This window comes from Sphingomonas sp. Leaf5, assembly GCF_001421155.1.
GTDB lineage: Bacteria > Pseudomonadota > Alphaproteobacteria > Sphingomonadales > Sphingomonadaceae > Sphingomonas.
In genome coordinates, this window is the sequence record NZ_LMJZ01000001.1 from 185451 (window position 1) to 204118 (window position 18668).

Annotated in this window: 18 protein-coding genes; 9 read left to right on the forward strand and 9 right to left on the reverse strand. The window is 65.4% G+C overall.

Features of this window, described 5'->3' with window-relative positions; translation table 11 throughout:
• Window positions 1-113: 113 nt before the first annotated feature.
• From ASE50_RS00760 to cyoA, 7 genes are read right to left on the reverse strand one after another with little or no spacing between them, the layout of a single operon-like run.
• Window positions 114-644 (reverse strand): response regulator transcription factor, encoded by a 531-nt coding sequence (locus ASE50_RS00760; protein WP_056394433.1) that lies wholly within the window; start codon window positions 642-644, stop codon window positions 114-116.
• Window positions 641-1936 carry an ATP-binding protein gene (locus ASE50_RS00765; protein ID WP_056395565.1) on the reverse strand — a complete coding sequence of 432 codons (1296 nt, stop codon included), beginning with the start codon at window positions 1934-1936 and terminating at the stop codon, window positions 641-643. Before ASE50_RS00765 ends, ASE50_RS00760 begins: the two co-directional genes overlap by 4 nt.
• 10 nt (window positions 1937-1946) lie before the next feature.
• The gene (locus tag ASE50_RS00770; protein ID WP_056394436.1) at window positions 1947-2627 is read right to left on the reverse strand and encodes an SURF1 family protein; all 681 of its coding nucleotides are present in this window, start codon (window positions 2625-2627) and stop codon (window positions 1947-1949) included.
• Window positions 2628-2641: 14 nt separating this feature from the next.
• Window positions 2642-3031, reverse strand: a complete 390-nt coding sequence (cyoD, locus tag ASE50_RS00775) for a cytochrome o ubiquinol oxidase subunit IV (protein ID WP_056394439.1) — start codon at window positions 3029-3031, stop codon at window positions 2642-2644.
• Window positions 3031-3660 (reverse strand): cytochrome o ubiquinol oxidase subunit III, encoded by a 630-nt coding sequence (gene cyoC / locus ASE50_RS00780; RefSeq protein WP_055996231.1) that lies wholly within the window; start codon window positions 3658-3660, stop codon window positions 3031-3033. Before cyoC ends, cyoD begins: the two co-directional genes overlap by 1 nt.
• Before the next feature lie 5 nt (window positions 3661-3665).
• Window positions 3666-5666, reverse strand: coding sequence for a cytochrome o ubiquinol oxidase subunit I (gene cyoB / locus ASE50_RS00785; protein WP_056394442.1), 2001 nt, complete (start codon window positions 5664-5666; stop codon window positions 3666-3668).
• Between the two features lie 8 nt (window positions 5667-5674).
• The gene (gene cyoA, locus ASE50_RS00790) at window positions 5675-6835 is read right to left on the reverse strand and encodes a ubiquinol oxidase subunit II (RefSeq protein ID WP_200909436.1); all 1161 of its coding nucleotides are present in this window, start codon (window positions 6833-6835) and stop codon (window positions 5675-5677) included.
• Between the two features lie 132 nt (window positions 6836-6967).
• On the opposite strand from cyoA, the gene ASE50_RS00795 reads away from it, so the two are divergent.
• Genes ASE50_RS00795 through ASE50_RS00810 form a run of 4 tightly spaced genes read left to right on the forward strand, consistent with a single transcriptional unit; the run spans window position 6968 to window position 11025 of the window.
• Window positions 6968-8308 (forward strand): MFS transporter, encoded by a 1341-nt coding sequence (locus ASE50_RS00795; protein WP_056394448.1) that lies wholly within the window; start codon window positions 6968-6970, stop codon window positions 8306-8308.
• A 5-nt stretch (window positions 8309-8313) separates the two neighbouring features.
• Window positions 8314-9528 (forward strand): S1 family peptidase, encoded by a 1215-nt coding sequence (locus tag ASE50_RS00800; protein ID WP_235512075.1) that lies wholly within the window; start codon window positions 8314-8316, stop codon window positions 9526-9528.
• Between the two features lie 37 nt (window positions 9529-9565).
• Window positions 9566-10291 (forward strand): NUDIX domain-containing protein, encoded by a 726-nt coding sequence (locus ASE50_RS00805; RefSeq protein WP_056394451.1) that lies wholly within the window; start codon window positions 9566-9568, stop codon window positions 10289-10291.
• Entirely contained in the window at window positions 10288-11025 is a 738-nt protein-coding gene (locus ASE50_RS00810) for an extensin family protein (RefSeq protein WP_056394453.1), read from the forward strand. Before ASE50_RS00805 ends, ASE50_RS00810 begins: the two co-directional genes overlap by 4 nt.
• 13 nt (window positions 11026-11038) lie before the next feature.
• On the opposite strand, the gene ASE50_RS00815 is transcribed toward ASE50_RS00810, so the two are convergent.
• Window positions 11039-11590 carry a hypothetical protein gene (locus tag ASE50_RS00815; RefSeq protein ID WP_056395575.1) on the reverse strand — a complete coding sequence of 184 codons (552 nt, stop codon included), beginning with the start codon at window positions 11588-11590 and terminating at the stop codon, window positions 11039-11041.
• 347 nt (window positions 11591-11937) lie between these two features.
• Between ASE50_RS00815 and ASE50_RS00820 the strand changes: the two genes are divergently transcribed.
• On the forward strand, window positions 11938-12513 hold the full coding sequence (locus tag ASE50_RS00820) for a CHAP domain-containing protein (protein WP_056394464.1): 576 nt from the start codon (window positions 11938-11940) through the stop codon (window positions 12511-12513).
• Window positions 12514-12578: 65 nt separating this feature from the next.
• On the opposite strand, the gene msrB is transcribed toward ASE50_RS00820, so the two are convergent.
• Window positions 12579-13064 (reverse strand): peptide-methionine (R)-S-oxide reductase MsrB, encoded by a 486-nt coding sequence (gene msrB, locus ASE50_RS00825; RefSeq protein ID WP_056394467.1) that lies wholly within the window; start codon window positions 13062-13064, stop codon window positions 12579-12581.
• A gap of 176 nt (window positions 13065-13240) precedes the next feature.
• Between msrB and ASE50_RS00830 the strand changes: the two genes are divergently transcribed.
• The 4 genes from ASE50_RS00830 (at window position 13241) to ASE50_RS00845 (ending at window position 18630) form a co-directional block, all read left to right on the forward strand.
• Window positions 13241-14920, forward strand: a complete 1680-nt coding sequence (locus ASE50_RS00830; protein ID WP_056394470.1) for a DEAD/DEAH box helicase — start codon at window positions 13241-13243, stop codon at window positions 14918-14920.
• 524 nt (window positions 14921-15444) lie between these two features.
• Entirely contained in the window at window positions 15445-17148 is a 1704-nt protein-coding gene (gene rpsA, locus ASE50_RS00835) for a 30S ribosomal protein S1 (RefSeq protein WP_055996208.1), read from the forward strand.
• Window positions 17149-17312: 164 nt separating this feature from the next.
• Window positions 17313-17591 (forward strand): integration host factor subunit beta, encoded by a 279-nt coding sequence (locus tag ASE50_RS00840; RefSeq protein WP_056394473.1) that lies wholly within the window; start codon window positions 17313-17315, stop codon window positions 17589-17591.
• 97 nt (window positions 17592-17688) lie between these two features.
• Window positions 17689-18630: a hypothetical protein gene (locus tag ASE50_RS00845; protein ID WP_056394476.1), complete on the forward strand. Its 942-nt coding sequence runs from the start codon at window positions 17689-17691 to the stop codon at window positions 18628-18630.
• Window positions 18631-18668 lie beyond the last annotated feature (38 nt).

The following is an 18668-nucleotide window of genomic DNA, read 5'->3' on the forward strand; positions in this document are numbered from 1 at the left end:
GACTCTGTTGGTACGGTGGTCGTCCTATACGGATCCCAACCTTCCGCACGATGAACCGTTGCCCCCTGGCGACCTGTTACCACAAGCGGGGAACGGTTTCGAACCCCCATGGGTCAGGAAAGATGCCGTTTGTCCAGTTTCCGGGCAAGCGTCCGGCGATGCATGCCCAACCGGCGCGCCGCTTCGGAGATATTGAAGCCAGTATCGGCCAGCGTCTGATGGATGTGTTCCCATTCCAGCGTCTTGATCGAGGTCGGCGCGGCGGTCAGGTCGGCTTCGGGGTTGCCGTCGACCTTGGCGAAGGCCGCCTCGATTTCGTCGGTATTCGCGGGCTTGGTCAGATAGTTGGTGGCCCCCAGCTTGATCGCCTCCACCGCCGTCGCGATGCTGGCGAAACCGGTCAGCACCACGATCCGCATGGTCGGGTCGATCGCCGACAGCGCGGAGACGCAGGCGAGGCCCGATGCGCCGCCCAGGCGCAGGTCGACGACGGCATATTCGGGTTCGAAGCCGCGCGCGACATCGTCCAGCCGGTCGGGACCGCCGATCACCTCCACCGCATAGCCGCGCCGTTCGAACGAGCGGCACAGCGTGCGCGCGAACGTCGCATCATCCTCGACGATCAGCAGGCGACGGTCGGTCATTTCGTCTTCTCCAGCGCCAGCGACTCGATCGGCAGGATCAGCGTCGTCTCCGCGCCGCCACTGTCGCGGTTGACGGCTTCGATCGTCCCGCCGAGCGGCCGCAGCACGTTTGTGGCGAGATACAAGCCAAGGCCGGCACCCTGCCGATCCTTGCTGGTATTATAGGGCTTGCCCAGGCTGGAAAGAATACGGTCGGCGAAGCCGTTGCCGTCGTCGCGCACCGTCAGCCGCAGCATCGCTCCGTCGCGCAGCGCGACCAGCGCGATATTGCGCCCGCCGGCCTCGACCGCATTGTCGAGCAGGTTGGTCAGCGCCTGCGCCAATGCGCGATCGGCGACGATCGGCACGTCGGGACCCAGCCGGTCGTCGAACGCGGCGCGGGCGGGATCGGTGCCGCGCCAGCGGTCGAGTGTGGCGGTCAGGAAGGTGCGCAGCGTCGTTCGCGTCGGGGCCTCGCCCGTCACTTCCCCGGCTGCGAACAGGATGCCCGACACGATCTCCTTGCAGCGCGCGACCTCGGCCCGCATGTCGTCTACCTCGGCGGCGAAGCGCGGGTCGCGGCGGACCGCCGGTTCGTTCTTCCAGTCGCCCAGCAGCACCGAGATCGACGATAACGGCGTGCCCAGTTCGTGCGCCGCGCCGCTCGCCAGCAGGCCCATGCGGACGATATGCTCTTCCTCGACCGCGCGCTGGTGAAGCTGCGCGACCTTGGTATCGCGGTCGCGCAGATTGGCGGCGATCCGCGTCACGAACGCGACCAGCAGCGTCGCCGCCAGCACGAAATTGATCCAGTTGCCGAGCAGGAACGCGTCGGACAGGCTGCTGGCATAGGTGGGGGGCAGTTGCAGCGGACGGTGGAACGGTCCCATCAGCGCAAAGGCGACGCTGGTGATCGCGACCAGTGCCCAACTCGACCAGACGTTGAGCAGGATCGCGCCGATCACGACCTGCAACAGGTATAGCGACACGAACGGATTGCGTGCCCCGCCCGACAGATAGAGTTGCGCGGTCAGTGCGGCGACATCGAACAGCAAAGCCGCGAACAGCGGCAGGTTGGTGTCGCTCCACCGCGATCGACGCGCGAGGGTCAGGAGGTTGAGCAGCACCAGCGCCGCGAGGACCCCCGCCATCGGCACCAGCGGCAGACGGATGCCCAACAATCCGTCGACGACGAGGATCGTCGCCAGCTGTCCCCCGACCGCCAGCCAGCGCAGCTGAACCAGCAACAGCATGTTGCGGCCGACGCCTTCGGTCGGCGGCACATAGGGAGTCGGGGCGGCGGCGGGCTGCATCGGGCGCATGTTACGCCCGTTTGTTCGGCCGCGCGACAAACCACGTCATGCCCGCCAGCAGCGCGGCGAGACCGAACCAGGTCAGCGCATAGACCAGATGGCTGTTGCGGAACTTCACCACCGTCAGGCCGCCGCGCGGCCATGCCGTGCCCGGTGTCGCGGCGGCATCGATGAAATAGGGGGCGACGCCGGACAGGCCGCGGCTGGTCGCGATCGCGGCAACGTCGCGCGAATACCACCGGTCGGCGGCGGGATCGTTGCTGCGCAGGAAGCCGCCGCCGGGTTCGGTGACGCGCAACAGGCCGCGGACGGTGATGGTGCCTGCGGGTGGCGGAACCTTGCCGCGCTGATCGGGGGGCACGAAGCCGCGATTGACCATGACGATGAAACGCCCGGTATCGAGCGGGGTCAGCACCCAGAAGCCGCCACCAAGCGCGGTCGCGGCCTGGGTAAAGGTATCGGCGTTGCGACGATAACGACCGGTGACGGTGACCGGCCGGTAGACGTCGTCGGTGCCGATCCGGCCCCATGCCGATGGCGGCGGGGCGGGGACGGGGAGGGAGCGCAGCATCGCTTCGGTTCGCTGGATCAGGTCCAGCTTCCATGTCCGACGCTGCAACTGCCACACCCCCAGCGCGAGGAGGCCGGTGATGACGCATCCGATCAGCGTGCCGATCAGGATGCGTCGCATGCCCCCCGGCCGGGTCACATCCCGCTCATTTCCCCGGACATCTGCGGCATCATGTTCAGGTTCATATGGTACATGACCCACAACGACCCCGACAGCACGATGACGACGAGGATGGCGGTGAAGATCAGCGCCATCAGCGTCCAGCCATTTTCCGACTTCGTGTTCATGTGCAGGAAGTAGATCATGTGCACGACGATCTGCACGATCGCGCAGATCATGACGATCGCGGCGGTGATCCGGGTATCGGCGAAGGCGTTGGTCATGACGAGCGCGAAGGGGATCGCGGTCAGTACCACCGACAGCAAGAAGCCGATGACATATTCGCGGCGCGAGCCGTGGGCGGGCGCATGGCCATGGCCGCCATGGCCATGTCCGTGCGCATCGTGATGTGCGTGGCCGGCCATTACAGCACTCCCAGCAGATAGACGAAGGTGAAGACGCCGATCCAGACGACGTCGAGGAAGTGCCAGAACAGCGACAGACACATCAGGCGGCGCATATTGGCGGCACCCAGCCCGAACTTCGCGACCTGTACCATCAACGTCACCAGCCAGACGATGCCGAAGGTGACGTGCAGGCCGTGCGTGCCGACCAGCGTGAAGAAGCTGGACAGGAACGCGCTGCGCTGCGGACCGGCGCCTTCGTGGATCAGGTGGCTGAACTCGTAGAGTTCGATGCCGAGGAAGCACAGGCCGAACACGCCGGTGATGGCGAGCCAGCGCAGCGTCGCCGCCTTCTTGCCCTCTTCGGCGGCGATCATCGCGAAGCCGTAGGTGATCGACGAGAACAGCAGCATCGCGGTGTTGAGCGCGACGAGCGGCAGGTCGAACAGCTCCTTGGCGTCCGGGCCACCCGCGGTGCTGCCCGAATAGACGCCATAGGAGGCGAAGAGCATGGCGAAGATGAGACAATCGCTCATCAGGTAGAGCCAGAAGCCGAGCATCGTGCTCGACCCGGCTTCATGCTCATGCTCCTCCGCCAGATGGAAGGCGCGTTCGGACGCGCCTGCGGGGACTTGAACCGACGAACCCATATTCCTTACGCCCCCGCGGCCTGGAGGTCGGCGGTACGCCGGCGCTCCGTCTCGATGACTTCCTCGACCGGAATGTGGAAGTCGCGCTTGTAGTTGAAGGTGTGGAAGATGGCGACGCCGATCACCGCGACGAACGACAGTGCCGCCAGCCACCAGATGTACCAGACCATCGCCAGACCGAACACGGTCGACAGGCCGGCAAGCACGATCCCCGCCCAGGTGTTGCTCGGCATGTGGATGGCGGTGAAGCCTTCGGTCGGCCGGGCGTACTTGTGGCTCTTCATGTCGTACCATGCGTCCATGTCGTGGACGACCGGCGTGAACGCGAAGTTATAGTCGGGCGGCGGCGACGAGGTGGCCCATTCGAGGCTGCGGCCGCCCCACGGATCGCCGGTGAAGTCGCGCAGCTTGTCGCGGTTCATGATGCTGACCGCGATCTGGATCAGGAAGGCGGCGATGCCGACCGCGATGATCGCGGCACCCACGGCGGCTATCACGAACCAGATCTGGAGCGACGGATCGTCGAAGTGGCGCAGACGCCGGGTGATGCCCATCAGGCCCAGCACATAGAGCGGGGTGAACGCGACCCAGAAGCCGACGAACCAGCACCAGAAGCTGACCAGACCCCATTTCTTGTCCAGCTTGAAGCCGAACGCCTTGGGGAACCAGTAGTTGATGCCGGCGAACATCCCGAACACCACGCCGCCGATGATGACGTTGTGGAAGTGGGCGACGAGGAACAGCGAGTTGTGCAGCACGAAGTCGGCGGGCGGAACCGCCAGCAGCACGCCGGTCATGCCGCCGACCGTGAAGGTCAGCATGAATGCGATCGCCCACAGCATCGGCAGTTCGTAGCGGATGCGGCCACGATACATGGTGAACAGCCAGTTGAAGATCTTCGCGCCCGTCGGGATCGAGATGATCATCGTGGTGATGCCGAAGAACGAGTTCACGCTCGCCCCCGATCCCATGGTGAAGAAGTGGTGCAGCCACACGAGGTACGACAGGATGGTGATGACCAGCAGCGCGTAGACCATCGACGTATAGCCGAACAGCCGCTTGCCCGAGAAGGTCGACACGATTTCCGAGAACACGCCGAACGCCGGCAGGATCAGGATGTAGACTTCCGGGTGGCCCCAGATCCAGATCATGTTCACGTACATCATCGGGTTGCCGCCCAACGTGTTGGTGAAGAAGTTGGTGCCGACATAGCGGTCGAGCGACAACAGCGCGAGCACGGCGGTCAGCACCGGGAAGGCGGCCACGATCAGGATGTTGGTGACAAGCGCCGACCAGGTGAAGATCGGCATCTTCATCAGGCCCATGCCCGGCGCGCGCATCTTGACGATGGTCGCGATCAAGTTGACGCCCGATAGCAACGTGCCGACGCCGGCGAGCTGTAGCGCCCAGATATAATAATCGACGCCGACGTCGGGCGAATAATCCAGCCCCGACAGCGGCGCGAACGCCAGCCAGCCGGTGCGCGCGAATTCGCCGACGAACAGGCTGGCCATCACGATCACGACGCCCGACGCGGTCATCCAGAAGCTGAAATTGTTCAGGAACGGGAACGACACGTCGCGCGCGCCGATCTGCAAGGGCACGATGTAGTTCATCAACCCCGTGACCAGCGGCATCGCCACGAAGAAGATCATAATGACGCCGTGGGCGGTGAACACCTGGTCATAGTGATGCGAATTCAGAAAGCCTTCGTTCTGGCCGAAGGCGATCGATTGCTGGGCGCGCATCATGATCGCGTCGGCGAAGCCGCGCAGCAGCATGACGATGCCGAGGATCATGTACATGATCCCGATCCGCTTGTGATCGACCGTGGTGAACCACTCTTTCCAGAGATAGCCCCACAGCTTGAAATAGGTCAGCGCGCCGAGCACCGCCGCGCCGCCGATGGCGACCGCCGCGAAGGTCATGACGATGATCGGTTCGTGGATCGGGAAGCTTTCGATCGTGAGACGACCGAAGATCAGCTTGGTAAGGGTATCGGACATGATGTTTCTCAGCCTTGCGCCGAAGCGGGGCGGCCCGGGATCGCGGGCGGTGCGATGCGGGTCATGTTACGGTTGTTGGCGCTGCCGGGTTTGTTGCTGCCGGGTGCGGCCTTCGATCCTTCGGGGGCGTCGCCGCTGCTGTGCGGGCTGACGCCGTATTCGGACGGGGCCTTTTCGAGCGCGCCCTTGATGTTCTGACCCTGCGGCGGCAGGCGGTTGTTGGTCGGCCCGCCCAGCGCGCCGTCGGGGCCGCCGTGGTGCATGCTTTCGGTCATGCACGGCGTGCCGGGCTTCACGCACATCTGGACGATGCGGGTGAACAGGCCCTGCTCGACGCCGCTGAAGCCCATCGGCGCGACCTTCTCGCTCGGCCGTTCCAGCACCAGATAGCGGCCGGTGTCGAGCCGGTTGGGCATCGCCTTCACGCCCGCGACGAACCGGTCGAAGCCGGCCTGGTCGGTGCTGGTCGTCTTGAAGTTCATATAGGAGAAGCCGGCACCGCTGTAATGCGCCGACATGCCGTCATAGGTGCCCGCCTTGTTCATCACCGCGTGCAACTTCGTCTCCATGCCGGGCATCGTGTAGATCATGCCGGCCATCGCGGGGACGTAGAAGGTGTTCATCACCGACGACGACGACAGGCGGAAGCGGACCTGGCGGTCGACCGGCAGGACCAGCCGGTTGACGGTCGCAATGCCCTGTTCGGGATAGATGAACAGCCATTTCCAGTCGAGCGACACGACCTGGATTTCCAGCGGCTGCTGGTTTTCCGGTACCGGCTTGCCCGCCGAAATCTGGCCGATCGGCCGATACGGATCGAGCAGGTGGGTGCTGATCCACGTGAGTGCGCCGAGCGCGATGACGATCAGCAGCGGACCCGACCAGATGACCAGTTCGAGCGCGGTCGAATGGTCCCAATCGGGTTTGTACGTCGCCTTTTCATTGGTCGCGCGATATTTCCATGCGAACCAGACGGTCAGTGCCATCACCGGAATGATGATCAGCAGCATCAGGCCGACCGAGATCATCAGGACGTCGGCTTGCTGGCGCGCGACGTCGCCGGCGGGATTGAGCACGACCATGTTGCAACCGCCGACCAGCGGCAGGGCCGCGAGGGGCAGGAGCGAGCGCAGTGGCCGATGCCACGGAATCGAGCGGGGCAGGATCATGGGGGCGACCTATGCCGAGCGATGCTGCACTGCGATAGGACATTTTGTCCTATCCCCGCGTTTGGTGCATTGCGATAACGGGCGAGCAATCAGTCTTACCGCGCCTTCGTCCGCGCAACGTTTGGAGTCCCTATGGCCGAGGCCTTCGTCCATTCTCAAGAAATCGAGGCCGATGCCCGGGCCGTCAACGCATCCCCGAACGGCGAGGCGCAGATCAGCGTCCAGTCCGAAGAGATCGCGATCGGCGTCATCATCGGGCGCACGTCGGAATTTTTCGACTTCTTCGTGTATGCGATCGCATCGGTCATCGTGTTCCCGCAGCTGGTCTTTCCGTTCGTCGATCGACTGACCGGCACGCTGTATTCGTTCGCGCTGTTCCCGCTGGCGTTTTTCGCCCGCCCGCTCGGCACGCTGTTGTTCATGTGGGTCGATCGCCGGCATGGCCGCGGTACGAAGCTGACCATGGCGCTGTTCCTGCTAGGCACCGCGACGGTGGCGATGGGCTTCCTGCCCGGCTATGCCGCGGTCGGCGTGTGGTCGGCGATCCTGCTGGCGGCATTGCGCATCCTGCAGGGCATCGCGCTCGGCGGCGCGTGGGACGGTCTGGCGTCGCTGCTCGCGCTCAACGTGCCGCAAGACCGGCGCGGCTGGTACGCCATGATCCCGCAGCTCGGTGCGCCGCTCGGTTTGATGGTCGCCAGCGCGCTGTTCGCGTTCTTCACCGCCTATATGAGCGCCGAGGATTTCATCAGCTGGGGCTGGCGCTATCCGTTCTTCGTCGCGTTCGCGCTGAACGTCGTCGCGCTGTTCGCCCGGCTGCGGATCGTCGTGACGCCGGAATATACCGCGCTGTTCGAGAATCGCGAGCTGAAGGCGTCGCCGGTGCTGCCGACGGTCGGCCGTGAGTGGAAGACGATCGTGATCGGCGCGCTGGTGCCACTGGCCAGCTTTGCGCTGTTCCACATGGTCACCGTGTTTCCGCTGTCGTGGATCCTGCTGTTCACCGAACAGGAGATTGCGCGCTTCCTGTGGATCGAGACCGCCTGCGCCGTCTTCTTCATCTTCGCGATCATTATTTCCGGCGTGCTGGCCGACCATATCGGTCGCCGGACGCTGCTCGGCATCGGTGCGGTCGCGATCGCGCTGTTCTCCGGACTGGCGCCGTTGCTGCTGAACGGTGGCGATGCCGGCGAAATCGCGTTCATGATCACCGGCTTCATCCTGCTGGGCCTGTCGTTCGGCCAGTCGTCGGGCACGGTCGCGGCGAACTTCGCCAAGGATTCGCGCTACACCGGCGCGGCGCTGACCTCGGACCTTGCATGGTTGTTCGGTGCCGGATTCGCACCGCTGGTCGCGCTGGCGCTGGCCGACAAGCTGGGGCTGATCGCGTCGGGGCTGTACCTGTTGTCGGGTGCCGTCGGGACGCTGGCGGCGCTGGCCCTGAACAAGGAACTGGCGCGCAGGCTCGACTGACGGCCATGATGCGCTGGATGGTGGCGGCGCTTGCGCTGGTGGCGGGACATCCCGTCGCGGCGCAGGACGCCGCCACGGTCGTTTTGGGCGAGGCGGCGTTGGCGCAGGATGCCGCCGAGGTCGCGCGCCTGCGCGGTATCGACCCGGCGACCGCGCTGGTCCTGCTGCGCAAACAGGTCGCCAGCATCGCCGCGACCGACTGGATCGAAGGCCGCTATCGCGATCGACTTGCCGGTGTGGCGATCGAGCCGGACGGTGCGGTATCGGTGCTGCTGACCGGCAATCGACCGGTCGCCGATGGCGAGGTCCGGGCGGGCGATCTGATCGTTCCGGTCCGCTTCCGGATCGGGGCGAAATCAACCCGTATCGAGCTACTCGACGCCCTCACCCGGCATCAGGCGGCGATCCGCGCGATGCTGACCCGCCCGCCGGCGATCGGCGTCGATGTCCGACAAGGGGCGTTGCTAATCCAGATCGCGGCCGCCGATGCTGCCGGCGATGTCGCGGCATTGCGGCGTCGGATCGCCGATCTGACCGGTGTGCCGATCCGGATCGCGACGACCGGGCGGCCCGATCTCGACCTTGCCGGGGAAGTGATCGGCGGATCGCGGTTGATCGGGCCGGACCCGGTCACCGGTCGCCGCTTTTATTGCACGACCGGCTTTGTCGTCACCGACGGCGCGCAGACCGGCATCGTCACCGCCGCGCATTGCCCCGATCAGCTCGACCATATCGGCCCCGACCGATCGGTCACGCCGACGACGTTCGTCGGGCAATGGGGCTGGGGCTTTCACGACGTACAGGTCAATGCGACGCCGCAGGCGGCCCGCCCGCTGTTCTTTGCCGACGCGGCCCGGACGCAGATCCGGACGGTCGAAGGGCAGCGCAGTCGCGCCGCGACGCGGGTCGGCGATATCGTCTGCCACCGGGGGGAGAATAGCGGCTATAGCTGTGCCGAGGTGATGATGGTCGATTTCGCGCCATCGGGCGATCTGTGCGGTGGGCCGTGCCTGCCGACGTGGGTCGCAGTTGCCGGGCCGGGATGTCGTGGTGGCGACAGCGGAGGGCCGGTGTTTCTGGGCGGCATCGCGATCGGGTTGTTGAAGGGCGCGAGCTATCGGCCCGACCGGTCGTGCGTCTTCTATTACTATATGTCGCTCGACTATCTGCCCGAGGGCTGGCGGTTGCTGGTCGCGCCGCCGATCGTGCCGCCGAACTGACTTCACATCGCATCCGCCGCTTCCCAAATCGGGGTGGATGATCGCTGCCACCCCTGCTGCCATTCCCGCCGCCACGCTGATCGTCCTGCGCGACCGATCCGACGGCCCGCCCGACATCCTGATGGTCGAACGCGCGGCAACGATGGCGTTTGCCGGCGGGGCGCTGGTGTTTCCCGGTGGCCGGATCGACGCCGGCGACCATGCGTTGGCACTGGCGATGGGCGATAGTGATCTGGCACCGCGACTGGCCGCGATCCGCGAAACGATCGAGGAGGCGGGGATCGCGATCGGCATCGCCGGCGAGGTCGAGTCGATGCGGGCCGCGCTGGCGGACGGTGCCGCGATTGCCGACCTGGGACCGGTCGATCCGACGCCGCTGATGCCCTATGCGCGGTGGCGACCGACGCACGTGCCGGTACGGGTGTTCGACACGCATTTCTTCCTGGCGCGCTTGCCGGACCATGCGCCCGAGGCGCGTGTCGACGCGACCGAGAATAGCCGCGTGCTGTGGACGACGGCGGCGGCGGCCCTCGCGGCGGCCGACCGGGGAGCGGCGACCCTGTTGTTTCCGACCCGGCGGGTGCTGGAGCGGCTGGCCGAGCATGCCGATGCCGATGACGCCTTCGCATCAGCGGCGCGCTGGCCGGTGCGGACGATTTCGCCATGGGTCGAAACCCGTGCGGACGGCGACTGGGTTTGTATCCCCGACGATCTCGGCTATCCGGTCACCGCCGAACGGGCATCGCGCACGGTGCGGGGGTGAAGACGCTGTCGGCAAGCATCCGTGCGCTGGTGTGGTTCGCGATCCTCGCCGCGATCGGCTTCGCACTCTACGCATTTGCCCGCAGCCGGCCGCAGGACGTGCCATGGACGCCGCTCGACCTGTCGCAACCGGTCGGCATGTTCACCCGGGGCAAGATCGGTGCGTTGCGTGACGACTTCGCCGGCTGCCGGGCGCTGCTCGATGGGGCGGGGGTGCGCTATACCGCGCTGCCGCCGCGCGAGGGATCGGCGCAATGCGGCTATGACGATGCCGTGCGAATGCGTAGTGGCGGATCGCGCACCATCGCCATCACCCCCGATGTCGGTGTCTCGTGCCGGGTGGCGACTGCCATGGCGCTGTGGGAATGGCAGGTCGTACAACCTGCCGCGCAGAAGCATTTCGGATCGCCGGTCGCCCGGATCCAGAATTTCGGCAGCTATAATTGCCGCCGGCTCTATGGCCGCGATACCGGCGCGTTCAGCGAGCATGCGACGGCGAATGCGCTGGATATCGCCGCCTTCGTGCTGGACGATGGTCGCCGGATCAGTGTCGTCGGCGACTGGATGGCGGGGAAGGGGCGCGACGACGCGGCGAAGGCGGCGTTCCTGCGGGAGATTCGCGACGGGGCGTGCGACGTGTTCTCGACGGTGCTGTCCCCCGATTACAACGCCGCCCACCGCGACCATTTCCACTTCGATCAGGCGGCACGCGGGTTCGGCGGCGCGTGCCGCTGAACCCGCCGGTCGATCAGTGCATCGGTGCGCCGGCTTCGACCTTTTCGACCCATGCCGGATAGAAGGCAGGCTGGCGAAGCGACCAGCCCGATGCGGTCGCCGCCGCTTCGCTGAGCGACTGTAACAGCTTGCGCCGTAGTTCGGGATGCAGATGCGGCAGCGCCGCCGAGGCGCAGAAGGCAGCGGGCAGCCATGGCCGCGCCTCCGCGCCGACCAGCCGTTCGTACAGGAAGCGATAGGCGCCGAACGTCGTCAGCCGTCCCTGACCCAGATCGAAGGCGGTGACCATCAACAGCGGCGTCATGAACGGCTCGGTTGCATCAAGGCCGCTGTCTTCGGGGATGCAGGCACGGATATCGGGCAGGCGGTCGTAAATGCGGGCCTGTGCGCGGATGCTGGCGGCCTCCACGACGTCGCGCGACCAGCGCCGCATCGCGTCGTCCCGGTCGAGGCCGATGTCCAGCGAGCGACGGATGTACCGCTGCGTCGCCGACGAAAACGTCGCGAATTCCTTCATCTCGGCCAGCGTCATCGCCCCTTCGGCTGGTCTGCGTGCAATCGCCATCATCAACTCCCCGCCCAATTAGCCAACGACCGGATGTTACGCGGAAACGGTTAACAGCTTGCTGAACGAACGTGTCGTAACCCGGCCGACGACACATCCGATCATGTCGGGTGCTGCATTGCAACATCCTTGTCATGCGGTTCGTCGCATCGGCGCGAACCCGACGAAGCGTTGAAATGGTAAACGGCGGAGCAGGAAATTGCCGTGCAGATCGGTTCATCTGCCAGTCATCGCCGCCGCAACACGCTTCGTCCGAATTGGTTCCCGATCGGCCGGGCATGGGGTTTCCGTGGCCATCAAACCCTGCTTCATGCCGCTCACGACATTCGTTGGGCCGTGGGGATCAGATGAATTTTGGTGCTTTGGCAGCGCGTTTTGCGCTGGTGGTTTCGTGCGCCCTGGCGATGGTGGCCCCGGCGCAGGCCCGGTTCTGGCAATGCGCCCCCTATGCCCGCGAAATCTCCGGCGTCGAAATCTTTGGCAACGCCCATACCTGGTGGGGTCAGGCCGCGGGCAAGTACGAACGCGGCCATGCCCCGAAGGAAGGCGCGGTCCTGTCGTTCGCCGCCACGTCGAAGATGCGTTTCGGTCATGTCGCCATGGTGTCGAAGGTCGTCAGCGACCGCGAAGTGCTGCTCACCCATGCCAACTGGTCGCAGCGCGGGGGCATCGAACGCGACGTCCGCGCGATCGACGTGTCGGCAGCGGGGGACTGGAGCGAAGTGAAGGTGTGGTTCGGTCCGCTGGGCGGGCTCGGCACCTCCGCCTATCCGGCCAACGGCTTCATCTATGCCGGCCATGCCCCTGTCCCCGCCGAATTCGCCGCGCCGATGGAAATCGCCAAGGTCGATCCGCCGGCCCCGACCGGTGGCGCGAGCATCCAGCCGCAGCATGCTCGGCAGGTCGTCGCCCTCAACGACTGATCGCTTCGGCCGAACTGCTACGAACGGCCCGCCATACCGACCGGTATTGCGGGCCGTTCGTCGTTTCAGGCCGGGCGGAACGTCATCGCCACGCCGTTCATGCAATAGCGTTTGCCGGTCGGTTTGGGGCCGTCGTCGAACACATGGCCGAGATGCCCGCCGCAGCGCGCGCACGACACTTCGGTCCGGGTCATCAGCATCGAACGATCGGTCGCGGTCGTCACTGCGCCGTTCAGCGGTGCGTAGAAGCTGGGCCAGCCGGTTCCGCTTTCGAACTTTGTGCTCGACGCGAACAGCGGGTGGCCGCAGCCGGCGCAGGCAAACTGTCCCTTGCGCTTCTCGCCGTTCAGCGGGCTGCTATAGGGGCGCTCGGTCCCTTCCTCGCGCAACACATTATATTGCGCGGGTGTCAGACGGGCCTTCCATTGCGCATCGGTCAGCTTGAACGGAAAACCGGGCGCGGCCTCGCTTGTCTCGGGCGCGCAGCCGATCAGGGCGGCAAGTCCCGATAATCCGGTCAGTTCCAGCAGGCGGCGGCGATCGATCGACATGGAAATTCCTTTCGAAACACCGATGTGGGTGGCCGCGCCGGGGCCGGCAACGCCCCGCGTACGCTTCCCGACCGAACCGGTGGCGCTCCCGAATTTGCACGTCACGCTACATGCATTGGTGTGAAGCCGCCGTCTTGGCCTTGTAGTGGCCGCAATTTGGGGCCATTTGGCGCATTATGCCTTTTTCGACGTTGCCCGATCCGTTAGCTGCGGCCCTTTCCGCGCGCGGCTATGAAGCCCCGACCGCCGTGCAGGCGGCCGTCCTGACCCCCGAAGCCGAGGGACGCGACCTGCTCGTGTCCGCCCAGACCGGATCGGGCAAGACCGTTGCCTTCGGCCTTGCCATGGCGCGCGACCTGCTCGACGCCGACGAAAAGATGCCGCGCGCCGGCGCGCCGCTCGCGCTGGCCATCGCCCCGACCCGCGAACTCGCGTTGCAGGTCGCGCGCGAATTGCAGTGGCTGTATGGCGAGAACGGCGCGCGCATCGTGTCGTGCGTCGGCGGCATGGACGCGGCGCGCGAACGCCGCAACCTGAGCCACGGCACGCATATCGTCGTGGGGACGCCGGGCCGGTTGCGCGATCATATCGAACGCGGGGCGCTCGACCTGTCGAGCCTGAAGGTCGCGATTCTCGATGAAGCTGACGAGATGCTCGACATGGGCTTTCGCGAGGATCTCGAAGGGATTCTCGACCGCACGCCCGCCGAACGCCGCACGATGCTGTTCTCGGCGACGCTGGCCAAGCCGATCGTTGCGCTGGCCAAGCGGTACCAGAAGGACGCGTTCCGCATCGACACGCGCGAGGCGGAGCGGGGCCATGGCGACATCAGCTATCAGGCGATGACCGTCGCCCCGAACGATATCGAGAATGCGGTCGTCAACCTGCTGCGCCTGCACGAACCGGACACCGCCTTCCTGTTCTGCGCGACGCGTGAAGCGGTACGACATCTGCACGCCAATCTGGTCGAGCGCGGCTTCGATGCGGTGGCGCTGTCGGGCGAGCATTCGCAGTCGGAGCGCAACCATGCGTTGCAGGCGCTCCGCGACCGCCGCGCCCGTGTCTGTGTCGCGACCGACGTCGCCGCGCGCGGGATCGATCTGCCGTCGCTGAGCCTGGTCGTCCATGTCGAATTGCCGCGCGATGCCGAGGCGTTGCAGCACCGCTCGGGCCGGACCGGTCGCGCGGGCAAGAAGGGGATCGCCGCGCTGATCGTGCCGTTCCAGCGCCGTCGCCGGGTCGAAGGGCTGTTGCGCGATGCCAAGATCAACGCCGAATGGATCGGCGTACCGACGCCCGAGGAGATTCATGCCGCCGATCGCGAGCGTCTGCTCGCCAAGCTGGCCGAGCCGGTCGAATTCGACGAGGCCGATGTTGAACTGGGCGCGCGGTTGCTGAGCGAGAAGTCGCCCGAGGATATCGCGGCGTTGCTGGTTCGCGCCTATCGTGCCAAGCTGCCCGCGCCCGAGGAATTGTCGGCGGGCGGGGTGCCCGAGCGGCGCGAGCGTCCGGAAGGGCCGCGTCCGGGCTTCGAGGATACCGTGTGGTTCCGCATGAATGTCGGCCGTCGCCACAATGCCGATCCGCGCTGGTTGTTGCCGCTGCTGTGCCGTCGCGGTCACATCACCAAAAGCGAGATCGGTGCGATCCGCATCGGTAACGACGAATCGGCGTTCGAAATTCCCAAGGCGATCGCCGGCAAGTTCGTCGCATCGGTCAAGCGGACGGCGACACCCGACGACGATCTAATGTTCGAACAGATGGCAGGCCCGCCGGCAGCCCCTCAGCGCCGCACGAACAGCGCACCGCCGCGGCATTCGGCCAAGCCTTATCGACCGGGTGCGCGGCGGAGCTGAGCCTGGTTTCACGCGAAGGCGCGGAGGCGGGACGGTAAGGGGGAGAAGGTAGATTTCGCGCAGAGGCGCGGAGGCGCAGAGAGGTTGCGATTAAGGCGACGTTCTGCCGCACCAGCGGCCGTCATTGATAATTGCAGCGATATGGAAAGGCTGCGCCGAACAATCATCAGCGTCCAGCACGCAACCTCCTCTGCGCCTCCGCGCCTCTGCGCGAAATCTAACCTTCTCACTTCTGCTCCGCGTCTTCGCGCCTTCGCGTGAATCAATCCTTCCTTCACCCGCCGCTGCGACCCACCAACCGTTGCGCGCTACCGCCAAAAGGCGTAAGGCGCGCCGGTTCGACGAGCACAGACTCGCGAAGGCCGGGCGTACGCGCCCTTTCCGCATAGCCGGGTCATGCCTTTCGTGACGACATGGTCGCCGGATGCCGCGTGTCGCATTCGGCGCACGGGGCACTCCCGGTCAAAGACCGCCGGATTCAACCGGCCGGCCGGAAAATAGTACGATCAGGAACCAAGATTTATATGGCCAGCATGGCAAATCCCACCCGTGACGATTTCGCGTCGATGCTCGACGACATGTTCGGTGCCTCGGAAAGCTTCGAGGGCCGCGTTGTCATCGGCACCGTCACCGGGATCGAAAACGACCTCGCCGTCATCGACGTCGGTCTGAAGTCGGAAGGCCGCGTGCCGCTGCGTGAATTCGCCGCGCCGGGCCAGAAGGCCGATCTGAAGGTCGGTGACGAAGTCGAAGTCTATGTCGACCGCGTCGAGAATTCGAACGGCGAAGCGATGCTGAGCCGCGACCGCGCCCGTCGCGAAGCCGCGTGGGACAAGCTGGAAACCGAATTCGCCAAGACCGCCCGCGTCGAGGGCGTCATCTTCGGTCGCGTCAAGGGCGGCTTCACCGTCGACCTGTCGGGTGCCGTGGCGTTCCTGCCGGGTTCGCAGGTCGATATCCGTCCGGTGCGCGACGTCACGCCGCTGATGGACATTCCGCAGCCGTTCCAGATCCTGAAGATGGACCGCAAGCGCGGCAACATCGTCGTGTCGCGTCGCGCGGTGCTGGAAGAAACCCGCGCCGAGCAGCGTTCGGGCCTGATCCAGAGCCTGGCCGAAGGTCAGGTCATCGACGGCGTCGTCAAGAACATCACCGATTACGGTGCGTTCGTCGACCTCGGCGGTATCGACGGCCTGCTGCACGTCACCGACCTGTCGTACAAGCGCGTCGGTCACCCGTCGGAAGTCCTGAACATCGGCGACACCGTCAAGGTTCAGATCATCCGCATCAACCGCGACACGCAGCGCATCTCGCTCGGCATGAAGCAGCTTGAGAGCGATCCGTGGGATGGTGCCGGTGCCAAGTATCCGGTCGGCGCGAAGCTGTCGGGCCGCGTCACGAACATCACCGAATATGGTGCGTTCGTCGAACTGGAGCCGGGCATCGAAGGTCTGGTCCACGTGTCGGAAATGAGCTGGACCAAGAAGAACGTTCATCCGGGCAAGATCGTGTCGACCTCGCAGGAAGTCGATGTGATCGTCCTCGAGGTCGATCAGGACAAGCGCCGCATCTCGCTGGGCCTCAAGCAGGCACAGGCCAATCCGTGGGAGAAGTTCGCGGAAGATCACCCCGTCGGCTCGACCGTCGAGGGCGAAGTCAAGAACGCGACCGAATTCGGCCTGTTCATCGGTCTGGACGGCGACGTCGACGGCATGGTTCACATGTCGGACATCGCATGGGGCATTTCGGGCGAAGACGCGCTGAACCTGCATCGCAAGGGCGAGACGGTTCAGGCCGTTGTGCTCGCGATCGAGCCCGACAAGGAGCGTATCTCGCTCGGCATGAAGCAGCTTGAGCGTGGCGGCCCGGTCGCGGCGCAGGCGGGCGACCGTCTGAACAAGAGCGCGATCGTGACCGTGACCGTGCTCGAAGTCCGCGATGCGGGCCTCGAAGTGCAGCAGGGCGACGATGGCGCGACCGGCTTCATCAAGCGCACCGATCTCGGCCGCGACCGCGACGAACAGCGTCCGGAGCGTTTCCAGGTCGGCCAGAAGTTCGACGCGATGGTCACCGGCTTCGATCGTTCGAAGAAGCCGACCTTCTCGATCAAGGCGATGCAGATCGCCGAGGAGAAGCAGGCCGTTGCACAGTACGGCTCGTCGGACTCGGGTGCGTCGCTTGGCGACATCCTCGGCGAAGCGCTGAAGGCTCGCGGCGAGCAGAAGTAAGCTTCTCCTTCCTGTACAGGACGATCGACGGGGTGCTCCAAAGCGGAGCGCCCCGTTTTTCGTTCATTCGAAAGGCGGATTGTGGCGGCAAATAAATTCAGGTTAGGCGTGCGCTGCCCAGCCGATATAATTTTGGCGTAGATATCTGGATTGCCGAGGAAAAGATGATCCGATCCGAACTGGTTCAAAAGGTTGCGCAGGATAATCCGACACTGCCACTGCGCGATGTGGAGCGGATCGTCTCGATCTTTTTCGACACCATCACCGAACGGCTGCATGCCGGCGGGCGCGTCGAACTGCGCGGCTTCGGTGCCTTTTCGACCCGTGCCCGCGATGCCCGCACCGGCCGCAATCCGCGCACCGGCGAAGCCGTCGAAGTCGATGCGAAACGCGTGCCCTATTTCAAGCCCGGCAAGGAAATGCGCGCGCGGCTGAACGTCTGATCGCGGGTTGCGGCGGGATGGCGACAGTGCTGATTTAGCACTTCCGTCTACCGCCGCGGCGGCGCATGTCGGGGCCGATATTGTCGAGGCCCAACCGATGAACGCTCCTATCGTATCGCCCCTGCTCCTGCTGCTAGCCGCCGCGTCGCTGCCGGCGCAGGAGCGCGCCGCGCCGTTCGTGATCGAGCAGACCGGTGTCGGCTATCCGACGATCGATGCTGCGGTGACGGCGGTGCGCGACGACACGGCGACGATCCTGATCGCACCGGGCACCTATCGCGACTGCACCGTTCAGACCGGTGGCGACATCACCTATCGCGCGCGCGTGCCGGGCACCGTGATCTTCGACGGCGGCGCGTGCGAGGGGAAGGCGACGTTCGTCCTGCGCGGGCGGCGGTCGACAATCGACGGCATCATCTTTCGCGGCATTCGCGTGCCCGATGGCAATGGTGCAGGTATTCGGACCGAGATCGGCGACTTGACGGTCACCAACTCGACCTTCCTCGACAGTCAGGAAGGAATACTCGGCGGCAATCCCGATGGCCAGCAACGGATCGTGATCGATCGGGCGACCTTTGCCGGGTTGGGGCAATGCGACGAGACGGTCGATTGTTCGCATTCGGTCTATCTGAGCAACAACGGCTTGATCACGATCCGGCGATCGCGCTTCGAACGCGGCACCGGCGGCCATTATGTCAAGATCCGTGCGCCGCGCATCGATATCGTCGATTCGAGCTTCGACGACAGCCGCGGCTCCAAGACCAACTATATGATCGACCTGCCCGAAGGCACCACCGGGCTGATCGCGCGGAACACCTTCGTGCAGGGCAACGCGAAGGAGAATTGGACCGGCTTCATCGTCGTGGGGGCGGAAAAGCGGACATTTCCGGCCAATGGCTTGCGCGTCGAGGAGAATGACGCGCGACTGGCCCCGGGGATGACGAAGAGCCCGGCGTTCGTCGCCGACTATACCGGCGACGGCGTCGCGGTCGGTGCAAACCGCCTGGGACCGGGGGTGCGCACGTTCGAACGGCGGTGACCGCTGGCACCGTCTGGGCACGTTCGACGATGCTTTCG